Source organism: Bartonella florencae, assembly GCF_000312525.1.
GTDB lineage: Bacteria > Pseudomonadota > Alphaproteobacteria > Rhizobiales > Rhizobiaceae > Bartonella > Bartonella florencae.
Genome location: NZ_HE997451.1, coordinates 416908 through 439313 on the forward strand (window position 1 = coordinate 416908; position 22406 = coordinate 439313).

A 22406-nucleotide genomic window follows, 5' to 3' on the forward strand; every position below is an offset into this window, starting at 1 on the left:
TTTACAAAAGTTTTTGATTCTGCTAACTTCTGTCGTAGAGAACTATGTAATCTAACAAACGGGCTAAAACCTTATATCCGAACGAATCAGTTAAAAAACAATAGCTAAAGTCGTGTTATCAGATACTATTCCTCTCACAACAAGCATAATAAAAAACTTCTTTAGCGGAAAAATTATACAATAAATAGATCTTATCCTAGTCTAAATACCATCCTTAAAAGATAAATGACACCAGAAAGCATTCTATTCTTTAAATTGTAATGCGTATCAAATAAAAATCCATCGATATCATGCTTAAAGCTTATTAAAATAGAGTTATAGAAAAAAGAAGTATAGGAAGAAATTTTCATCAACCATCAACTTCTCTTCATTGTAAATTAGTATAGAGAGATAAAATGTAGATATTTTTACATTTTAAAAGATGATGTATGCATGAAAGGCCACAATTTATTCTGAAAGAACGCATCTTTTTTAAATATGAACAAACATTCAAACTCTTTCTACTTCTAAAAAACAAAAGAATTTAAAAACCTCTCATACTTTTAGCATAAACATTGCTTTGTATTTCTATTGTTCTCATTTAAACTTAAAGGAAACTGAAAAAAATATCCCTCCCATACAAGCTTTTCTCAATATTTTACTTCAAGCCGCCTTCTTCACTGATTTGCGGAAACGAAAAGACTTTGCACGTTTTGCTGCTGCTTTTGCCTTTTTGTGTCTTTCGTTCGAAGATGAAAAATTTTTACCCTGTGACTGCTCAACATTATCTTTACAATTTAAAAATTGCGTCCGAGGTTTAGATTTTCTAGAATGAAGTTCTTTACTCTTTTCTTTTCCTTTACCTTCTGGCACACTCTGCTTTTCAGGAAATGCAGAAAACTGTTCTGGTACAGTTTCACGCGCTAATCGTATACGCATTAAGCGCTCTACAGCACGCATCCGCGCCCCCTCTACTCCTTCATCAAAAAGTGTGAGAGCTTCACCACATGCACCATTGCGGCCAGTACGACCAATACGATGCACATAACTTTCAGCTTCATCTGGTAAGTCATAATTAATAACGTGACTTATTCCTGGTATATCAATACCGCGTGCAGCAATATCTGTAGCAACAAGGACCCGTACCACTCCTTCACGAAAAGTTTTTAAAGCAGCTTGGCGAGCGCTTTGTGATTTATTTCCATGAATTGCTACAACAGAATACCCTATCTTTGCTAAACTACGTGTGACAGCATCAGCACCGTGCTTTGTTCGGGTAAAGATAATAACCGAAGAAAAAGCGGGATTCGTTAAAAGTTTACCTAAAACTTTCTTTTTTTCAGGCGTAGAAACACAATATACCTTTTGAGTAATGTCCACAGCAGCGCTCCCTTGAGGAGCAACCTCTATTTTTACTGGATCATTGAGCAATCTCTTTGCAAGTACAATAATCTCTTTCGACATCGTCGCAGAAAAAAGTGCTGTCTGACGCTCTTGATGCAAAAGCTTTGCAATGTACTGTACATCATTAATGAAACCCATATCTAACATACGATCTGCTTCATCCAAAACCAAAAAACGAGATTGAGAAAGATCAATGCATTTTTCACGAACAAGATCCATTAAACGCCCTGGCGTTGCTATCAAAACATCCACACCTGTTGCCATGCGTTTAATTTGTTTTAAACGTGATACCCCACCAAAAATAACACATGTCGAAAGATGCATTCCTTTCGAAACAGCACGGATTGTTTCATCAATTTGAATAGCGAGTTCACGTGTAGGAGCCAAAATCAAAGCGCGCGCAGTTTTAGGAGAACGCTTATTGCCCAAAGCTGAAATCTGACTTAAAATAGGCAAACCAAATGCCAAAGTTTTTCCAGATCCGGTCTGTGCAATACCGAACATGTCATGCCCATTAAGCATTACTGGAATCGCTTGTTCTTGAATAGGTTTAGGTTTACTCATACCAGCAGTAAGCAAATTTTTAATCAAACGGGCATGTAACCCTAATTCTGCAAAAACATTTTCTTTATTTACAATCAAAACAAAAACTTTCCTCAGTTTCACAACTTTCAACGCGTTATAAACTGACTTTTTTTCAAGAATCCGCGCAAAAGAGATCTTGATATTTCTAATTTGTGAAGCAACGCTTAAATAAAGCGATCTGCGCACTCCATGAGTGCCTTAATCAGGCAAAGGCGCAAATTTTACTTTAATAAAGAAGCCAGAGAACTGACTTAAACACCCTCACCTACACTATTGTCAGATTATAACAAAAAAGCAAGAGTTTTACAAAACATCCTTACTCTGTATATGTCTTTGTCATTCTTTCCTCTGAAAAATTTACCTTATCGAAAGCAGGATAAATTTCCAAAAAACTGGATTTTTTACAGTTTTATGACCACCATAAATCAAGTACCATTGTTTTTCATTAAAAATTGCTAAAGTTTTATACTCGACAAAAAGAGCTCTGTCATCAAACAATTGCTCTGTCGGAATCAAAGCATAAAAAGTACCATTATCCGTTTGCAAATAATCTATACCCGTCGCATTTAAGTGATAAGCATCAGGAGATAAATTCTCAAATTGAACACGCAACTCTTTAAGAAAACTAAGATGTGAATTATCCACTGTCATATTTGAATGACTCATTATTTTTTCATAAAGCTTATCAGGCATATAAGCAGAAGTAGATGCAAAATTTCCATTTTTTACAGCATGATTAACATCAACAATCAACCTTAAAAGTTCTGCTTTTCGTATCGTTGTGGGCTCAGATGCGAAACTCTGTTTACCAACGCTGAAAAACAAAAAGAGAATTAGAATAAAATAAAAACTAAATCTCATTTTTATATTTCCTATTTAAAAAAATTATCCCTTCAGATAACAAAATCAAACAACGTTTGATCATCAGTAATGTCACGATAGCGCCAACCCAATGTTCTAAATTTTTTCTCTAAGAGACAAAAATTATCATATTCCTTTGTTTCAATTGCAACCAATACAGAACCAAAACTTCTCGCTGATTTTTTAAGATATTCAAAACGCACAATATCATCATCTGGAGAAAGCTGTTTAAGAAAATCGCGCAATGCACCAGGCTGTTGCGGGAAACTAAAAATAAAATATTTTCTCAAGCCTTGGAAACGCAAAGAACGCTCTTTAATATCTGGCAAACGTTCAAAATCCAAATTACCACCTGAAATAACGAGAAGAATTTTTTTTCCTTTCAACTCTTGAAGAGGAATACTGTTCAAAGCATCTATCGATAAAGCACCTGCTGGTTCAAGAACAATACCTTCAACATTAAGCATTTCAACCATTGCAGAACAAACACGATTCTCAGGGACTATAATGACAGAATCTGGCGAAAATATCTTCAACATCTTGTAATTTAACGCACCAATTTCAGCAACAGCAGCCCCATCTACAAATGTATCGATATTTTCAAGCTTGACACGTTTTCCACTCTTTAAACAAGCAAGTAAACTTGCTGCTCTTTGTGGTTCAACAAAACGAAGTTCCGTCTTCCAACCATATTCGCTCAAAAATTTGCTCACACCACTGGCCAAACCACCTCCGCCCACAGGTACAATCATCAAATCTGGCTCACTGCTCTCCCCATTGAGTTTTTTCCATTGTAACACAGCTTCACAAAGGACTGTCGCTTGTCCCGTAATAATGCGAATATCGTCAAAGGGTGGAGCCATTAGCCCCCCGCTCTCCGCAGCAAAAGATTGTGCGGCCGTATAACATTGATCAAAGGTTTCACCAACGAGACGGATATCAACAAATTCTTTGCCAAAAATACGTGTCTTATCAATTTTTTGTTGTGGAGTCGTTACAGGCATAAAAATAACGCCTTTGCGTTTAAAATAGCGACAAACAAAAGAAACCCCTTGCGCATGATTTCCCGCTGAAGCACAAACAAATGCCGCATCTGGAGATATCTTATCAAGCATTTCTGAAACAAAATTGAAAGCACCACGAATTTTATAAGATCGCACCGGTGTTAAATCTTCACGCTTCAAATAAATTTCTGCGTCATATTTTTGACTAAGAAAGTCATTTCTTTGCAGTGGTGTTTCAGCAAACACATGATGCAAAGCTTTCATAGCTTTCGTTACGTCTTGAATAAATTTACTCATAACACCCGTCATTTCATGCTTGTTAATATTCCTAAAAATTCTTCTAGCTATAAAGATAACTCTTGTCAGTCAAAATTTATCCCCAAATGAAAAGTTTCTCTTTTATCATTAATTCTTGATTCAATAAAAGATATAGCTTATGAGAGAGCTCTTATCGCGGACGTGATGAAAACGGTAAACATAGCAGACTTAAAATCTGCCGGTCTAAGACCTTGCGGGTTCAAGTCCCGCCGTCCGCACCAATATAAAATTTTTCTCATTTTCCAATAGAATAGTTCGTTAAAGCAATAACACTATGACTTTGTATTTAATGTTATGACAGTATTATTGGCTAAAACTGTGAGGATTCAAAAAGCGAATCACATCTTTTTAGATATGTCATTCTTAACAAGAAAAATTTAAGCAACTTTTCCTTACCTTATGATCATTTAAAGTTATCGATAACTTTTCACCATAAAATATTCTTTACAATGCACTATATAAAAAAACAAAGGCCCTATCAGAGATAGGACCCTTTACACTGCTTTAATAATTTTACAAAAATCAAAATTTGTAGGACACTCCAGCACGAAAATCATTCGTCTTATACTTAAGCTCAATCTCGTCCTTGAATTTCTTTTTACCAAAATCTGAATAACGATATTCCGCACGCATAATGATATTATCCGTCATTGCGAACTCAACACCACCACCCAGAGTATAACCAATCATCGTTTCTGTAACATCTGATCTGCCCTTAAAATCATTTTCTCCGGCAATTGATATAGACAAAATATCATGAAACTGGCCATAAGCGACACCAGCAGAAACATAAGGCATAATACGATCAAAAGGCAAACCAACACGCATTCGTGTAGCACCAGTCCACTTTTTTTCTAAAGTGTGGCTCAAAATGACACTGTCTTTTTTTGCCCCCGATTCCTCTACACTTCTATTCTTCTTACCAGAATCATCACTATCAACTTTTATAGCCTTAGTTATTGTATCCTTTCGATTCGTGAAAAGTATGTCCGTCTCAATCCCCAAAATAAAATTATGACTGAGAGCAAAATTAGCACCAATATAAATACCACCTATAAAACCTGAAAGTTTAGGCAAATACTCTTTATCAAGCGAAATCCACTTTTTATTACTTTCTACATGAGGAAGAAGAGGAACATCAACATCAGGCACCATTGCAGAAATTGTACTCGAAAAACCACCAACTTGGCCCCCAAAATAAAAACCTGCCCAAGAAAAAGGTGGAGAAACAACAACGGATGAAACAACATGCTCTGACTCTTCAGGAACCACTACATCTGCTGCTTGCACCATAGAAGATAAAACAAAAGGAAAAGCAAAAACGGATGCTGTTATAAATTTTGTATTCATAAAATTATACCCCATTGCTAAAATCAAATATAATAAAAAATCACATTTAGAAAAACAAAGTGTTATAAAATATTATACTGTAAAATTAATTACATGCACTCCTTTATAGTTACACTTAAATTTATCATTACAGAAAAATTTAATATTAGCAATTAAATTTTGATTTTTAAGATATGAGTAAAAATCAATGCTTAAAATCTTAAAAAAATCTCTAAAATAACTGTTGTATTTTCTTATAAAGGAAGCAAACTACGAGCTATTTGCAAAGAAAATTTTGTATCAAAATTTTAAAAATCAACCACTCAATAAATTGAAGGCTTGAAACAAGTGTTTAAAACAATACAGATTATATTTTTATATTCTCATATCATACAAACAATAAATAAACACAGTTTATCTTTTTCTTGCAATATAATACATAAAATATTGAAAAGATTACAGTTTCATCTAAAATTATTATACTGAAGATACAAATTGCAAATTCTGCATATATAAAAATCTTGACCTATTTTACACTAAAATTACATCTTTTCATTTGATCCTTATTAACGCGTACAAAAATGATATCATGGTTTATCTAAACCACTTTGCATTATCAAAAACTTAAACCATTTTATTTAAAAACTGCTCTACCCTCACTGATTTCTATATTATCTTCTGCTTTTATCGCAAAACGATCTTTATTAGGAAAAGTAATAAAACACCCCTTCATACAAATTGTAACGGTTTGATGCGTATTCAATGAGATATTTAAAGGGATACTCCCTTCAACGATGACAAGAGACTGTACCTTTAAATCAGTATTTTTCACAGTTGCGGCAAAAACTGTCATGGAAAAAATATCCAATATTGTAGCCGCTATAACAACAGAAATATATCTTAGCATTCTACGATTCCTTCTTCAACAAAACGCTTATACAATACAAAGCGAACAGCATTGGTCACTTTAGAAGGTGAAGTAATGTTAGGAACATAAATAGCCAAATTAAATGAAAGTTTCTTACTATCAAAAGCAGTAAAACTTACCTGTGGTGCAGGACTTTTCAAAACTCCCTCGGTTTCAGAAGCAATCTCTAACAAAATTTCAACAACACGCTCTGGCGCAATATGAGAAGAAACGGCAACAGGAATATCAATACGCCCCATTTTACTACGTCTAGTCCAATTACTAACATTATTATTAATGAGACTTGAATTAGGAATAATAATCGTCTTACGTTGAAATGTCTCAAGTTCTGTTGCACGCACACTGATACGTTTAACAATACCACTCACAGATCCAGATTCCACATAATCTCCAAGCTTAAAGGGCCTACCAATCAAAATAATAAGCCCAGACACAAAATTTTGCACAATATTTTGCAATCCAAAGCCTATACCAAGAGAAAGCCCACCAGCAATAAGCGCAAAGTTTCTAAGATCCAAACCTGCCATTGACAGTCCTATCAAGGCCGACATCACAATACCACCATATCCTATAACAGTTTTGATAGAATTACGGACCCCAGAATCAAATTCCCCATGCTCTAACAAAGTTTCATCTAGCCAACCAATAAGTCGGCGCATAAGAAACCAGCAAATAAAGAAAGCAATAATTCCAGTAACAATAGAAATTAAAGAAATGAACACATTCCCAATTTGAAAACCGGTCATAAACTGCCACAATACTGTGTTTAAATCAGAATACGAAAATCCAAATTGTACGGCAATTGGCATTGCACAAAACACAATCACAAGCAAATTAAGGAAAACACTTAAAATACCCCCTAATTTATTCATTGTTTTTTCTTCTAAATGCATCCATTGCATTAAAATATGGCCAACTGTTGTTTTCATAAATTGGCCTTTATTTCCAATGACTTGAGCGCTTTTTATCCCTAAATACATGAGAACTAGAAATGCTCCACCAATCACAGTTTGCTGTATAATAAAACGCGCTAAACCAACATAGCCGAAACAATTCATCACAATCAGCAACATTCCCAATATAATGAGAGGAATACGTATATAGATTGGCCAAAAACGGAGTTTTTTCTCTTCACTTTGAGAAATCCCACGTCTAAAGCGTACAGGTATAAATGAGATAATAAACAATATTATTGCGACAAGAAAAACAGCAATAAAGCTTTTGGCAATTGTCAAAGAAAGAGAAGCTGAAACGATTTGATAAATACTATCAAGAACAGCATCAAATGCTAAGACAACACCTAAAAAAGTAATTAATATCACCAATTGATGCGCTGCAGACGGTGCAATATTGAGAAGATGTACACGGGTCATATTCGATGCTAAGAGAACAACAGCCAAACGATTTATTAAAAACACCAAGATAATTTGACGCCCCACCATCTCAAATACTGTTGTGAGCTTTCTTGGATCCAAACCAAAACTATCAAACAAAAAGAATATAAGATAAATACAAACAGTACATATAAGTGAAGGAAGAAGAACTGAAATAAAAGCAACAAATAAACGTTGTAAATACGATATTTCTTCATTCTCTTCGGTAAAATGTCCACGCACATGTGCTAGAATTTTACGAGAAAAATAAGAAAGTCCTAAAGCAATAAAAAGTGGAATCAAAAAACAAAGAAAAAGCTCTAACAGTTTGAAATAAAATATAAAATCCCACCAAGAACTCAACAATAAAAGAAAATCAGCTGAAGCCTCTTTCGTTTTTTGAACAAGATGCTTAACCATTGGCATGGAAAACTCAAGCCTGTGCATGAGTGTACGTTTAAAAAGTTCTCGAGATTGAGAAATAGCAAGTTCGTCTATTCTATTTGTAGCCGAAAAGATTGCTTCAAACCGTAATACGATACTATTAAGCTTAGCTTTTTGCTCTAGCAACAAAGAACGCTCATCACTTATTTTTTTCAAGTCATCATGGAGCTCTGTTAATTGATCAAGAAGCACATTAATATCATTAAGAGGAGAACGCAAAACAAATGCAGCTTCCAAGGCACGTTTACTGATATTTTGTGCCTGTAACCGCAGTTCCACCAAAGCCTGTTCATCTTCTGATTTATTTTCAAAGTTTTTTTCTAAAGTTTCTGTATTTTGTTCAAGAGTTTCAATAATGCTTTGTTGTTGTTTAATAATTTCATCAATTGAATAAGCAGTCCCCACTTGTCTGATACGTGTAGTATTTTGTAATCCAAGATGCCCCCACGCACAACAACTGAAGACAACGATAATGCCCAAAACAACGAAAACTATGCCTATTTTTTTCTAAAAAATGAATACATATCTGCCTTAGATGTATTAAAGAGGAATCCCCCTTCTCTTTAAAATATGGTATAGGATAAATATTTTCAACTTTTATAAATAATCTTATAAAAGCTTTCCCTTATCCCATAATGCTGATAATAAGAAAGAAGATAAAATAGACTTGGTAAACTCAATAAATTACAGAAGGCACTTTAGCATGCTTTTTTTGCACCTCTATTGCAAAAAAGAAAATTTTCTTCCTTTTACGGCTTGGCTTCTTCTGTCCAGCCTTGGCATGCTTTTGACGAGCAACTCTAACACACATGCTTGTTTAATCAAACAACCACAAGAAAGTAATAGAGTTAAAACAAATACATTTGTCCAAAAAAATAAATGTGATCAATGGAATGTTATAATGGCAGGAAACAAAAAAATTATAACACTCCATACAGATCCTGTTCTACCTATCATTATTTTTCAAGATATCCTCGCGTTGCATCTCTTTTCAAAGGCGCGCATCATTATTGGCCCACGGCTTGAGAGCCTTCAAACGCAATATTTTGCAAATAAACGTGCTCCTCCTCTTGCTTAAATTATGAAACAACTCTCTATAATCAGCACTGCTTTTTATTTTAATAACTCTTAGATTGCCTATTAGCGGAATATATCATGCGTACACCTCGTTGGTTGACTACTTTTTATTGTTTGATTCTTTTAAGCAGCATTTACGTTGCCTTGCCTAATTTATTTTCAAAAGAACAGGTTCAGAACTCACAATTCTTAACTGACACACGCGTGACACTCGGGCTTGACCTTCAAGGAGGTTCTTCTCTCCTTCTCGAAGTTGATAGCAAAACGTTAAAGCGTGATCAATTACACATAACTTTAAGTAATGTACGTAATACACTGCGCGAAAAACAAATCCGTACATCAAGTATCCGTATTATAGAAGAGAGTGTTGTCGCAGTTATTTCTGATCCATTACAAACTGAAAAAGCACTCTCTGCTCTGAAAACATTGATAACCCCCATACATAGTAGCTTTGGCACTACAGCCAATGACATGACGATAAGTGCTCAAAATGGAACTATCCGTGTCATATTAACGGAAGCTGGTATAAAAAATCGTATTAGTAATGCTATTGAACAAAGTTTGGAAATCATCCGCCGCCGTATAGATCAAGTTGGTGTTACAGAACCAGCCATTCAAAAGGTAGGAAGTGATCGTATTATGGTTCAATTGCCGGGCCTGCAAGATCCAAAGCAACTACGTGATCTTTTAGGGACGACTGCTAAGATGACGTTTCATCTTGTCCCCTCTAATGTGGATATAAATAACCCATCTGTAGGTGTTTCAATACTCCCAGGATATACAGATGAGACACAACGTTATGCCATTTATGACCAAATCGCCTTAGATGGAAATGTCCTAAAAGATGCGCGTGCAGGTTTCGATCCGCAAATTCCAGGACGTTCTGTAATTTCATTCACTCTGAATTCCTCTGGTGCAAAAATATTTGCCGATATAACACGAGAAAATATTAACCGTCCTTTTGCCATCGTTCTTGACAACAAAGTCTTGACTGCCCCTACTATCAACAGTGTCATTCCCAATGGACAAGGTCAAATTACAGGAAACTTTGATCCTAAAGAAGCCTCAACTCTAGCTGCTCTCCTGCGCGCTGGTTCCCTGCCAGCACCACTCACTGTGATTGAAGAGAGAACTGTAGGTCCAAACCTTGGTGCAGATGCCATCCAAATGGGACTTTACACTGGTATAATCGGCTTTATTCTTGTTACAGTTTTTATTTTTCTTCTCTACAGAGTTTGGGGGCTCATTACAAATATAGCACTAGCACTCCACACTATTTTAACATTTGCTGCGCTAAGCCTCCTTGGTGCAACACTCACACTCCCAGGGATCGCTGGTATTATTTTAGGCATTGGAATTGCCGTTGATGCCAATATTCTTATCAATGAGCGTATCCGTGAAGAAAGCCGGAAAGGTGTCAGCGCCTTTGCAGCCTTAGACCGAGGATTCAAACACGCTTTTGCGACCATTGTTGATGCCAATGTGACGGCAATTATTGCGACCGTTTTACTATTTTGGTTTGGCACAGGTCCTGTTCGTGGTTTTGCCGTAACAATGCTGCTTGGTATTATCATCTCCATGTTCACAAATATCACTATTGTGCGTATCATGATGATTTGGGTAATCCGTAAATGGAAAATTAAAACTCTCCATCTGCATTCTATTTTCAAGATCATCCCACAAAATACAAATTTCCGTTTTATGAAAGCACGTTTTATTGGTATTGGCGTCTCAATTATTTTATCACTTGCTTCGGTTTTTCTGTTTTTTAAACTGGGCTTGAATTTTGGAATTGATTTTATTGGTGGTAGCCAAATGAGCATTACCACAAAAACACCAACAAACTTAGCAACCTTACGTTCTAAGCTTGCCACCCTTAACATCGGTGAAATTACATTGCAAAATATTGATAATGCAAACACTGTGCTCATTCGTATGCAAAAACAAAGTGGCAGTGAAGCACAACAAGCCATCGCCATTGATAAGGTTAAAACAGCCGTACAATCCATCTATCCAGATGCGACATTCGACCAAATAGAGGTTGTTGGTCCCAAAATTTCAGATGAGCTTGCCACAGCTGCTTTTACTGCTGTTCTTCTCGCATCAATTGCTATGACCCTCTATATATGGTTGCGCTTCGAATGGTTCTTTGCAGTTGGTGCAATTGTAACGCTTATTTTAGACACCACCAAAATGATTGGTTTTTTTGCCTTATTTCAATTTGATTTCAATTTAACCGCGATCGCTGCCCTTCTAACCATTGTTGGTTATTCTATAAATGATAAGGTCGTTGTTTATGATCGCATGCGCGAAAATATGCGCCTTTATAAGAGCATGCCTTTGCGTGAACTCATTGATCTCTCCATTAACCAAGTTTTTATACGTTGTCTCTTTACATCAGCAACAACAGTCTTCGCTATGTTACCCATGGCGATATGGGGTGGCAGTGCTGTCCATAATTTTGCACTTCCCATGGTGTTTGGAATTATTATTGCAACTTCATCCTCTATCTTTATTGCTGCTCCTATTTTACTCCTGTTAGGGAATTGGTGGCGTGGACGAATTAATCGTACAAACACTGAACGAAAATGAGAATAACATGTTTTTTCATATGATATACTCCTCTTTTCTTTTAAAAATACAGTCATTTTAACCAAATCATTTTTTACTAAAAAGTTGTCAATAATCTATGCTTCATGATACACCACTCATTACAACTATTGTTTCAGGCTTATGTTTAGCATTTCTTTTGGGAATGATAGCAAGCCGTTTGCGCATCTCACCACTGGTAGGATACTTATTAGCCGGTGTTATTGTAGGCCCCAATACAGGTGGCTTTAGAATAGATTATGTCATTATCAACCAACTCGCTGAAATTGGTGTCATTTTGCTAATGTTTGGAGTTGGACTCCATTTTTCATTAAAGGATCTTTTGTCTGTAAAAGCTATTGCTATCCCTGCTGCCATTGGACAGATGGCATTTTCTACTGTTCTAGGTTTGTGCCTTGGTCTTATCATGGGATGGGGTTTTAGCGGGAGTTTAGTCTTCGGTCTCGCTTTATCCATAGCAAGTACCGTCATTTTACTGCGCGCTTTGCAAGAACGTCATCTTATTGAAACAGAAAAAGGCCGTATTGCTGTTGGATGGCTGATCATTGAAGATTTAGCAATGGTTCTTATACTTGTCCTCATACCATCACTAGCAAATGTTCTGAGCAATACAAAAAAGGAAGCTTTTGATCCTCTTGTTCAATGGTTAGACTTAAGTATTTGGGGAATTTTTGGTCTCACCATCCTGAAAGTCATCCTGTTTATTGCCCTTATGCTCGTGATCGGACGACGCGTTATTCCGTGGTTACTCAAAATGAGCGCACAATCGGGATCACGTGAATTATTTCGTCTTAGCGTCTTTGCTATTGCACTAGGAGTAGCTTTCGGAGCAGCCCATTTATTTGGTGTTTCTCTTTCTCTGGGAGCCTTTTTTGCCGGCATGGTTATGAGTGAATCAGAATTAAGTCATCGTGCAGCGGAAGAATCTTTACCGCTACGAGATGCTTTTTCTGTTCTGTTTTTTGTTTCTGTAGGCATGTTATTTGATCCAGGAAAGCTGTTAACACATTTTTTTCCTCTTCTCGCAACATTAACTATTATTATAGTAGGAAAATCTGTCGTTACCTTTTTTATCGTTAAAGCTTTTCGCTATTCTAATGCAACAGCTTTGACTATTTCTGCAAGCCTTGCCCAAATCGGAGAGTTTTCTTTTATTCTTGCAGGTTTAAGTTTGAGCTTGGGACTTTTAAACAACGATGCCCATGATTTAATTCTTGGAGGTGCGATTCTTTCTATTTTGCTCAATCCCCTTGTTTTCATAGCCTGTAACAAAATCAAAAAACGTCTGGAAAAGATTCCTGCAAATTTGCAAAATACAGAAACAATCATTGACATTGATCCCCGAGATCCCGACCAAGAATCTTTACAAATGACCTTAAAAGCCAACCATATTGTGATTATTGGTTATGGTCGTATTGGTAAATGTGTTGCATTATCTTTAACAGAAAAAAATGAATCTATAGTGATAGTAGAAGAATCAAAACGTCTTGCTGATCAAGCGATTTCAGACGGATTGGAAGTCATTTGCGGTAACATCATTCAACAAGAAATAATGAACGCAGCAAATATAAGCGGTGCACATAAAATTGTTATTACAATGCGAAACACCATTGAAGTAGGAGAATGTATAGTGAATATACGTGATATGAAAAAGGATATCCAGATAATCACGCACGCACTCTCTGATGTAGAAACAACTTATCTTATTGATTTAGGTGCAGATGTTGTAGTAACTGATGACGAAGAAATTGCCAATGGTGTTATAGAACATATCATGGGAGAAAGATCTGTAAAAAATATGCACAATTGTGAATCAAATTTACAAAAAACATAAAGTGGGTAAAGAAGCGTGAAAATAAAGAAATTTATATGGCCATGTATTGGTATTTTAGCAATGCTGATTTCTATCCGCATCTTGTATATAAAGCTCTCTACCATTTCTTTTGGTGATGTATTAGAGCGCTTGAATAATTTGGATGCACAACACTGGTTATTGGCCTGTTTATGCTCTTTCTTAGCTTACGCTGCTCTTGCTGGCTACGACAGAATTGCCTTACAGCATCTCGGACATAAAATTTCTTGGGTTTTTATAGCTATATGTTCCTTTACCACCTATGCCCTTTCACACAATATTGGTGCTTCAGTTTTTTCTGGTGCAGTTGTGCGTTATCGTGCCTATAAAATGAAGGGATTGAATGGAACAGAAATCGCGATATTGGTAGGCTTTTGCTCTTTTACTTTTATAATAGGCACAATCTTACTTTTTGGGATGGTTTTACTTCTACAACCTGAAATTATCACGCTCATTCATGATGATCTCCCTGAATGGCTTGGAACGACTGTTGGCGCAGCTCTTCTTGGCTGTATAGCACTCTATACCTTTGGCAGCTGGCTTCAATTAAAGCCTTTACACTTGGGCAAAAAAATTCAACTTTCCTACCCACGGTTAAAAATTGTCATCCAACAGCTTCTCATTAGCCCCCTAGAACTTTTAGGCGCAGCAGGGATTATATATGCTGTTCTTCCACACAGCACAGATATCCACTTTATTTCTGTGCTTGGCGTTTTCCTAGCATCTTTCACCATAACTCTCCTATCCAATGCTCCAGCGGGAGGAATTGGTGTTCTGGAAGCTTTATTTATCACAGGAATGCCAAATGTAAATCCAACTGATATCATTGCAGCCCTTATTGTTTTTAGAATACTTTACTTGATTATACCACTCATCATTTCATTATTTGTTGTCGCAATTTTTGAAGCCCAACAATACTGGAAACGTTCCCCCAAAACACCCCTTAAATAACAAAAAAGAAAACAATTTTTTCTTTATTTAATACATGTATAAAAAACTACAAGATATTGTTTTTCAATGATAGTTTATCACATTTTAAGCTTCTGTTATTTCAAATCCTCTCACTAGAACAATCAAAACAACTCTCTTTCCCATGGCACACGAAGTTGACATATCAATAAAAACTATGGAGAAAGGAACAAAACTGTTTCTCATAGAGCTCCCCAAGACAGGAGCTATAGAGCATCAAAAACTCGCAAATATCCATTTTACATCTTCATCAGCATCAAAATAACGCTGTCCCATGAATTTTGCACTATAGATTTCATAAGAACTGCCGTGAAACGGCTTAGAAACCCTAAGAGATTTTCCTTTAAAACACTAAAGACATTGAACTGTATCTGATATAGAAATCAATGCAACCATTATTCTCATTTATCTTTTTTAATTGAATATTGCAGTTTCTTTCCATAACAATCCGATGATATAAAATATACAATATTTCAATTTTCCCAGATAAAATCATCCACTAGCCTACGAAATGAATTTCTTTGCTGAATAGCCGTTTACAAATAATTCTGCCACATTTTCTTCCCCATAAATCATTGATAAAATCCCTTTTCTTGTATAAATTCTTGCCTGTTTTAAAATAAAAAGGCATTAACAGTTTAATCCCTGTTCACTCTATAACCTATACGCGAAAAACTGTTAAAGCGTCATGACAATACAATCGATTCAACAATCTTCATATTTTCTATTCTCTATAAAAACAAACTGTTCTTCTAGCCCTTGCTTCTCAAATAACGCATTTTTTCTAGCTACATAAGTGGAGAAATAAGGATTTTGGATACATTACGGCGATCCATTTCGATAACTTTGAAGCATAAACCGTCAACCTCAAAGCTTTCCCCTTCATTTGGCAAATGACCAAACCGCCAAAGCATAAACCCAGCCAAAGTAGTATAACGATCAGCCTCATCAACAAGATTACGTCCAAGATAACCACTTAAACGGCGGATATCAGCATATCCTTCAACAAGAAGGCTGCCATTTTCAAATTGTTCGGCAATCATGGGTTCCTCATCATCATCAGGAAAATCACCTGCAATAGCTTCGAGAATATCGGTTGGTGTTGCAATTCCTTCAAAAGATCCATGCTCATCGACAATAATTGCCAGCTGAATCGAAGAACGGCGCAATTGCTCCATTAATCGCAAAACACTTGTATTTTCATGAACAACGAGAGGTTCTCGCATAGCCTTTTTCCAATTAATCTTTTTTCCTTCAGCCAAATTCAAAAGCAGATCTTTTGTTAGAGCAACGCCAACAAATTCGTCTACTTTTTCACGAGCAAGAATTAAGCGACTATGCTTAACCTGTTGTAATTCTTCACGCATTTCACTCTCATCACCATTTAAATCCAACCATTCAATCTCATTGCGTGGTGACATGATAGAACGAACAGGACGTTCTGCCAAATCGAGAACACCGCGTATCATCTCTTTTTCTTCAGGCCGAAACAATTCAGAGGCCGCAGCCTGTTCAGCAATAACATCCACAGTCTCACCAAGATGTCCGTCTTTATTGCCCCCTCCCAAAAGTCTCAAAACAGCATCAGCAGTTCGACCACGTAGATCATTTGTTGTAATCATCTTTTCACGATTACGACGTCCAATTTGATTAAAAACTTCAATAAGAACAGAAAAACCAATAGCAACGTACAAATACCCTTTTGGAATATGAAAACCAAATCCTTCAACAATGAGAGTAAAACCAATCATCATCAAAAAGCCAAGACAAAGGATTACAATAGTAGAATGACGATTAATAAAACGCATAAGAGCACCAGAACCACACATCATCACTCCCATAGCAGCAATAACTGCTATGTACATAACCGCTGCCTGCTCTTTTGCAATCATACCTGTTGCAGTAATAATACTATCTAAGGAAAAGACAGCATCCAACACCACAATTTGCACAATAACCTGCCAAAAAACAGCATAAGCACCGTTTGTTTTTCTTTCATGTGGTATTCCTTCTAGCCTTTCATGTAATTCTAACGTTCCTTTTGCCAATAGAAAAGCCCCACCACCAATGAGAACCAAACTATGCCAACTAAAGATAAAAGATGAGAATGAAAAGATTATTGTATCAAGACTCATCACCCATCCAATAACGGAGAGCAGAAAAATCCGCATAACCAATGCCAAAGTAAGACCTATCAAGCGCGCGCGATCACGCAAATGTATCGGCAATTTTTCAGCTAAAATTGCGATAAAGACAAGGTTATCTATTCCTAAAACAATTTCGAGAAAAACCAACGTGACCAAACCAAACCACGCATGGGGATCAGTGATCCATTCCATCATAGTTCACCCTTTAAAAACATCTTTAAAAGCTTTAAAACACGCGATTGACAAAACAAATTCATGAGCCTTCATTCGCACAATTGATGAAAAACATTGAACACAAAAAAACTTTGTTCAAAGTAATCAATGGCAAAGTGTTCCTTAAACACATATGGTTATTGATAAAATTTATAAAACAGAACAACAGCCTACACGGCTTACAACCACAGGAAGGTTCTTCTGAATTTTTCTCGGGCATTACGCTCGACGATCCTCCAACTCCAGTTCTGCATAATAATCAGGACATTCATTTATAGAGTCACTTATAATGGGTTTATTTTTATATAAGATCAAGGGGTATAGTATCATATTTTTAACCGTACAGCGAATTTATCTATAGGTTTGATCACTTTTCTATAAAAAACAACAAAACTATCTAGACATCCTTCCATAGGAACGTTATAGAACCGCTAAGTTCTCATTTTTTGAGAAGGCGGGTGATTAGCTCAGTCGGTAGAGCAGCTGACTCTTAATCAGCGGGTCGTGGGTTCGATCCCCTCATCACCCACCATCAGGCATTATACCATAAATAAGTTATTGAGTTATCATATTCTTTTCAAGATACGGGATGCGTAAATAAAAGCAAGGGAATAAGGTTTTTCAACATGCCTTTACAGAGCACATCTTGTTCTGTCAACTTTCTCCAATGTAACTTGTCAACAGATTCTGTATATTTTGACAACGGATTTTGTAGCAATCTCATTTTCTCAAAGGAATTTAAAACTCTTTTCCTTTTTTCCAGCCAATATTGGTTTTTGTAACAATATTTGGTTTTTGTAATTGCACTTTTCATTTGCTTTATGCTCTCTGCCACCCTTTGATAAAAAGAGCGTTTGCTCGCTGGTAGGAAAAATGAGCTATTACATATTTTTATCCAACCGCATCTTTGTCCTACTTCGCATAAAATTTTCTATTATAATACACCCATAAAGGGGACTTCACATTTACCTCTACAATTTTTTTCTTTATTTTTATAAATTTTTCTAAAGCCCTTTTGAAAAGCTCTCAAAAACTCTCATAAATAGCCAAAACCTTCCGACCAAATGATTAATAAGAACGTATTACAGTTTCTTCTTTTGGGAAGAACTTAAAAATGGCTTCTATAATAATCTTAAGTTTTCTGATCAATCATTTATCAGTCATCTCTCATGACAGCTGAACATTCCGTGCGCAAATGTCTGTTGCATTATTTTAGAGTAAAGTTATATGTCCCTGTCATTCTCATATTCTTTTTCTTTATCCACATAAGATCATAAAAAAAATTTTTCCCCTTTACTCCTTATTTATATCATGCTTCGATAGGTTGGATTACTTTTTTCAGTGTAATTTTGAATCTTAAATAATAAAGGGAACCCCCAAAAAATGAATTATAAACAAAATTTAAAAGATGATCCTCAGAAGAAACTACAACGTGGACTAGATAACCGCCACGTACAACTTATAGCCCTAGGTGGTGCTATTGGGACAGGACTCTTCATGGGATCAGGAAAAACAATTAGCGTAGCAGGCCCTTCTATCATACTCGTTTATGGTATTATCGGATTTGCTCTATATTTTGTAATGCGTGCTATGGGAGAATTATTGCTCTCTAATTCTCAATATCGATCTCTTATTGATTTTTCAACTGATATGCTAGGTCCAGGAATTGCTTTTTTTGTTGGTTGGAGCTATTGGCTGAGTTGGGTTGTAACCGGAGCCGCAGATATTATTGCTATAATCACTTATATGCATTTTTGGTGGCCAACGCTCAACCCATGGATTGTTGTGTTTTCTTGCGTTGGTTTCTTTTTAACCTTTAATCTCCTTGCCGTAAAACTATTTGGTGAACTTGAATTTTGGTTTGGTCTTATAAAAGTCGTAGCAATTATAGCATTAATTATTGTTGGTTTTTATATGATCGCTACTGGCTTTACCTCTCCAAATGGTACTGTTGCCTCTCTGAGTCATGTATGGAACGACGGAGATATATTCCCACGGGGAATCATCGGTTTTTTTGCTGGATTTCAAATTGCTATTTTTTCTTTTGTTGGTATAGAGATTGCTGGGACAACTGCAGCTGAAGTGAAAAATCCTAAAAAAGTTCTACCAAAAGCAATCAATGCAATACCGGTTCGTATTGTACTTTTTTATATTTTTTCTCTCGTTGTAATTATGTCAGTCACACCTTGGGATCAAATTGTTCCAGATCAAAGTCCTTTTGTCTCGATGTTTTGGCTTGCTGGCATTCCGATAGCTGCAGGTTTGGTAAATTTTGTTGTTCTTACATCGGCTGCTTCTTCAGCAAATAGTGGTATTTTTTCTACCAGCCGCATGATATATGGGTTAGCAACACAAAAAGGCGCTCCTCGCATGTTTGGAAAACTGTCAAAATATCATGTGCCAGCCAATGCTTTATTCTTTTCCTGCTTATGTATTTTATTAGGATACACAATTGCATCACTATCTCCAAGCCTCATAAGTGCTTTCACAATTGTAACCAGCATTTCAGCTATTGCTTTTTTATTCGTATGGTCTATAATTTTAATTAGCTATATTGTGTATCGTCGCAATCATCCTCATCTACATGTTGAGTCTGTCTACAAAATGCCGGGTGGTATTATCATGTGTGGGATAATTCTAGTTTTCTTTGCTTTTATGCTCTACTTATTAACATTAGAATCCGATACTCTAACGGCGTTAAAATATAGCATATTCTGGTTTATTTTCTTGGGCATAACGTATTTTATGTTTATAAAGAAAAAAATTGCTCAAGATAACAAATAAAATCTACACATAATAGACATATTAAAAAGGGTAACTAAAGTTACCCTTTTTGTACATAAAGTATAAAAAATTTATCTGGTGTTTTACACCAAACTTTAATTGCGTTCTTTGTCAACTAAAGCATTAGACTTTATCCAAGGCATCATAGAACGGAGTTTTTTGCCAACTTCTTCAATAGGGTGACTATCATTTAAACGCCGCATACTTTTAAAATGAGCAGCACCAGCTTTATATTCTTGAATCCAATTCGATGTAAATTTACCCGTTTGAATATCTTTCAAAATGCGTTTCATCTCTGCTCTTGTTTCATCAGTAATCACACGTGGACCAGACATATATTCGCCCCATTCCGCTGTATTGGAAATAGAATAATTCATATTTGCAATACCACCTTCATACATGAGATCAACAATCAATTTAACTTCATGCAAACATTCAAAATAAGCCATTTCCGGTGCATAACCTGCTTGCGTTAGTGTTTCATAGCCTGCTCGAATAAGCTCAACAAGACCACCACAAAGAACAGCTTGTTCACCAAAGAGATCAGTTTCACACTCTTCTTTAAATGTTGTCTCAATCACTCCAGCACGCCCAGCACCAAGACCACATGCATAAGACAATGCAACATCATGTGCATGCCCTGACGCATCTTGTGCAACCGCAATTAAGCAAGGAACACCCCGACCAAGTTGGTATTCATTGCGCACTGTATGACCTGGACCTTTAGGAGCAATCATCACAATATCAACTGTTTTTTTAGGTTCAATGAGACCAAAATGAATACTCAAACCATGCGCAAAAGCAATCACAGCACCATCACGCAAATGATCATGAATATGCTCTTTATAAATATCAGCTTGCAATTCATCTGGTGTTGCCATCATAATAAGATCTGCCCATTTTGCCGCTTCAGCAACACGAATAACCTCAAAACCGTCCACTGTAGCTTTTTTAGCTGTCACTGATCCTGAACGCAACGCAATTCGCACATTTTGAACACCGGAATCTTTTAAATTTAAAGCATGTGCACGCCCTTGTGAACCATAACCAATAATGGCTACTTTCTTCTCTTTAATCAAATCAATATTTGCATCACGATCATAATAAACACGCATAAAAATACTTCCTTTTCTCTAGCTTTAAATTGAATTTCAGATTATTTTTATTGAATAAATAAGTTAAAAACGATTAAGTATTTTACACACTATAAATAACAAAAACACCGCTTATAATAACAAGGTAATTGGGCAATCTTTTCAAATTTATACATAGCATACAAAAATTACGGCCCCCAACCCCCTTCAAAAACATATCCAACTCCCCAAGAGACCTTGACTGCCGCTTTACAAAAACGACATATTATACAAAAAATACTTCTGCAAAGAAAAGCATGTACTTAGATTCTATTCTTCTGCATAATGAAGTATTGTACCTTAAAATTAAAGACACAGCATACAGTTCTTAACATGAACCAAATTAAAATAGATAGCAAGAAAAATTATAAATAAGGAGTATCGTTTTTATATTTCATCCTTTGTTAGTCACCCTCTCCTATAAACTTAATTATAATGGAAATCACACCTATCGTTTCAATAAATACAGCGCCTCTGTTGTTATCACTATACGTGCCGCAAATAGTTTTATTTATTGAAACAGAAGCAAAATTATTTCTTCGCAACAAACTAACAGAGTTTTTTTAGAAAAATTCATCTTGCCTCTTTGTACAGAGAAAATATTATACCAATAACTGTATAAAACGCTGAACAGTGTTACGCATTCCATATTCTAATGCATCCGCAATGAGCCCATGACCAATAGAAACTTCCTCAAGCCAAGGAATATGATGAACAAGAGCGGGAAGATTTGTAATGGTCAGATCATGCCCTGCGTTAACACCCAGTAGTAACTCTTGAGCTCTTTTTGCTGCTAGAACAAGTTTATTGAGCTCCTCATCTTGCTTAGTCTTATCGTTAAATGCCCCCCCATAAGGTCCTGTGTAAAATTCCACACGATCAGCCCCTATCGCTTTAGCAATATCAAGCCCTTCAACAACAGGATCAGCAAATAACGACACGCGAATTTTTTTTGCTTTCAAGCGTTGCACAATAGGTGCCAAAAATTCTGCCTGACGAGAAAAATCCCAACCATGATCAGAAGTTGACTGAGCTGGATCATCAGGAACAAGAGTAATCTGATCAGCATATTTTTCTGCTATATCCAAAAATGCATTGCTTGGATAACCTTCAATATTAAATTCAGCACTAGGAAATGTGCTGTTCATTAAATTATTGATATCTGGCAAATCCGTAAAACGAATATGTCTTTCATCAGGGCGTGGATGAACCGTCAACCCCGCTGCTCCAGCTGTAAGTGCTATATGCCCAATAGTTTTGACATTTGGCCAAGGTAGATTACGCCGATTGCGCAAAACAGCAATAGCATTAAGATTAACCGAAAGTTTTATCGCCATATCTACTCCCATTTTCACATACAATTCCAAAATCAGAAAAATATATCCACCAATACCCA

13 protein-coding genes, 2 tRNA genes and 1 pseudogene are annotated in these 22406 nt (G+C 36.1%); 7 read left to right on the top strand and 9 right to left on the bottom strand.

Annotated features, from left to right (window positions below):
• Window positions 1-642: 642 nt before the first annotated feature.
• The 3 genes from BN202_RS01940 to ilvA form a co-directional block, all read right to left on the bottom strand.
• Entirely contained in the window at window positions 643-2025 is a 1383-nt protein-coding gene (locus BN202_RS01940) for a DEAD/DEAH box helicase (protein ID WP_034987070.1), read from the bottom strand.
• A 300-nt stretch (window positions 2026-2325) separates the two neighbouring features.
• A complete protein-coding gene (locus BN202_RS01945) occupies window positions 2326-2829 on the bottom strand; it encodes a hypothetical protein (protein ID WP_341871757.1) in 504 nt (167 codons plus the stop codon).
• A gap of 32 nt (window positions 2830-2861) precedes the next feature.
• Window positions 2862-4142: a threonine ammonia-lyase IlvA gene (ilvA, locus tag BN202_RS01950; RefSeq protein WP_019218836.1), complete on the bottom strand. Its 1281-nt coding sequence runs from the start codon at window positions 4140-4142 to the stop codon at window positions 2862-2864.
• A 144-nt stretch (window positions 4143-4286) separates the two neighbouring features.
• Between ilvA and BN202_RS01955 the strand changes: the two genes are divergently transcribed.
• Window positions 4287-4372: transfer RNA gene (locus BN202_RS01955), tRNA-Leu, on the top strand.
• A 301-nt stretch (window positions 4373-4673) separates the two neighbouring features.
• Here BN202_RS01955 and BN202_RS01960 read toward each other — a convergent pair.
• The 3 genes and pseudogenes from BN202_RS01960 to BN202_RS01970 form a co-directional block, all read right to left on the bottom strand.
• Entirely contained in the window at window positions 4674-5501 is an 828-nt protein-coding gene (locus tag BN202_RS01960) for an outer membrane protein (RefSeq protein WP_019218837.1), read from the bottom strand.
• A 613-nt stretch (window positions 5502-6114) separates the two neighbouring features.
• Window positions 6115-6387: a hypothetical protein gene (locus BN202_RS01965; RefSeq protein WP_019218838.1), complete on the bottom strand. Its 273-nt coding sequence runs from the start codon at window positions 6385-6387 to the stop codon at window positions 6115-6117.
• Window positions 6381-8749 (bottom strand): annotated as a pseudogene (locus BN202_RS01970) (mechanosensitive ion channel domain-containing protein). The gene BN202_RS01965 and the pseudogene BN202_RS01970 overlap by 7 nt, the downstream one beginning before the upstream one ends.
• Before the next feature lie 377 nt (window positions 8750-9126).
• Between BN202_RS01970 and BN202_RS10485 the strand changes: the two are divergent.
• From BN202_RS10485 to BN202_RS01990, 4 genes are all read left to right on the top strand, one after another.
• Window positions 9127-9303, top strand: coding sequence for a hypothetical protein (locus BN202_RS10485; RefSeq protein ID WP_341871758.1), 177 nt, complete (start codon window positions 9127-9129; stop codon window positions 9301-9303).
• Between the two features lie 77 nt (window positions 9304-9380).
• Window positions 9381-11894: a protein translocase subunit SecD gene (gene secD / locus BN202_RS01980; RefSeq protein ID WP_019218841.1), complete on the top strand. Its 2514-nt coding sequence runs from the start codon at window positions 9381-9383 to the stop codon at window positions 11892-11894.
• A gap of 97 nt (window positions 11895-11991) precedes the next feature.
• Complete coding sequence (locus BN202_RS01985) at window positions 11992-13746, top strand: cation:proton antiporter domain-containing protein (RefSeq protein WP_019218842.1); 1755 nt, start codon at window positions 11992-11994, stop codon at window positions 13744-13746.
• 15 nt (window positions 13747-13761) lie between these two features.
• A complete protein-coding gene (locus BN202_RS01990; protein ID WP_019218843.1) occupies window positions 13762-14715 on the top strand; it encodes a lysylphosphatidylglycerol synthase transmembrane domain-containing protein in 954 nt (317 codons plus the stop codon).
• An 806-nt stretch (window positions 14716-15521) separates the two neighbouring features.
• Here the strand turns inward: BN202_RS01990 and BN202_RS01995 are convergent.
• Window positions 15522-17075 carry a TerC family protein gene (locus tag BN202_RS01995; RefSeq protein ID WP_019218844.1) on the bottom strand — a complete coding sequence of 518 codons (1554 nt, stop codon included), beginning with the start codon at window positions 17073-17075 and terminating at the stop codon, window positions 15522-15524.
• Window positions 17076-17549: 474 nt separating this feature from the next.
• Between BN202_RS01995 and BN202_RS02005 the strand changes: the two genes are divergently transcribed.
• Together BN202_RS02005 and BN202_RS02015 are read left to right on the top strand one after the other, a co-directional pair.
• Window positions 17550-17625: transfer RNA gene (locus BN202_RS02005), tRNA-Lys, on the top strand.
• An 851-nt stretch (window positions 17626-18476) separates the two neighbouring features.
• Window positions 18477-19877: an amino acid permease gene (locus BN202_RS02015; protein ID WP_019218847.1), complete on the top strand. Its 1401-nt coding sequence runs from the start codon at window positions 18477-18479 to the stop codon at window positions 19875-19877.
• Between the two features lie 95 nt (window positions 19878-19972).
• Here BN202_RS02015 and ilvC read toward each other — a convergent pair whose 3' ends face one another.
• Together ilvC and BN202_RS02025 are read right to left on the bottom strand one after the other, a co-directional pair.
• On the bottom strand, window positions 19973-20992 hold the full coding sequence (gene ilvC, locus BN202_RS02020) for a ketol-acid reductoisomerase (RefSeq protein ID WP_019218848.1): 1020 nt from the start codon (window positions 20990-20992) through the stop codon (window positions 19973-19975).
• Between the two features lie 620 nt (window positions 20993-21612).
• On the bottom strand, window positions 21613-22347 hold the full coding sequence (locus tag BN202_RS02025; RefSeq protein WP_019218849.1) for a pyridoxine 5'-phosphate synthase: 735 nt from the start codon (window positions 22345-22347) through the stop codon (window positions 21613-21615).
• Between the last annotated feature and the right edge of the window lie 59 nt (window positions 22348-22406).

Bases quoted from the DNA above. Each gene is read 5' to 3' on its own strand.
- BN202_RS01985 (WP_019218842.1), top strand. From the start codon at position 11,992: ATGCTTCATGATACACCACTCATTACAACTATTGTTTCAGGCTTATGT.
- BN202_RS01960 (WP_019218837.1), bottom strand. From the start codon at position 5,501: ATGAATACAAAATTTATAACAGCATCCGTTTTTGCTTTTCCTTTTGTT.
- BN202_RS02015 (WP_019218847.1), top strand. From the start codon at position 18,477: ATGAATTATAAACAAAATTTAAAAGATGATCCTCAGAAGAAACTACAA.
- ilvA (WP_019218836.1), bottom strand. From the start codon at position 4,142: ATGACGGGTGTTATGAGTAAATTTATTCAAGACGTAACGAAAGCTATG.
- BN202_RS10485 (WP_341871758.1), top strand. From the start codon at position 9,127: ATGGCAGGAAACAAAAAAATTATAACACTCCATACAGATCCTGTTCTA.
- BN202_RS01995 (WP_019218844.1), bottom strand. From the start codon at position 17,075: ATGATGGAATGGATCACTGATCCCCATGCGTGGTTTGGTTTGGTCACG.
- BN202_RS02025 (WP_019218849.1), bottom strand. From the start codon at position 22,347: ATGGCGATAAAACTTTCGGTTAATCTTAATGCTATTGCTGTTTTGCGC.
- BN202_RS01965 (WP_019218838.1), bottom strand. From the start codon at position 6,387: ATGCTAAGATATATTTCTGTTGTTATAGCGGCTACAATATTGGATATT.
- secD (WP_019218841.1), top strand. From the start codon at position 9,381: ATGCGTACACCTCGTTGGTTGACTACTTTTTATTGTTTGATTCTTTTA.
- BN202_RS01945 (WP_341871757.1), bottom strand. From the start codon at position 2,829: ATGAGATTTAGTTTTTATTTTATTCTAATTCTCTTTTTGTTTTTCAGC.
- ilvC (WP_019218848.1), bottom strand. From the start codon at position 20,992: ATGCGTGTTTATTATGATCGTGATGCAAATATTGATTTGATTAAAGAG.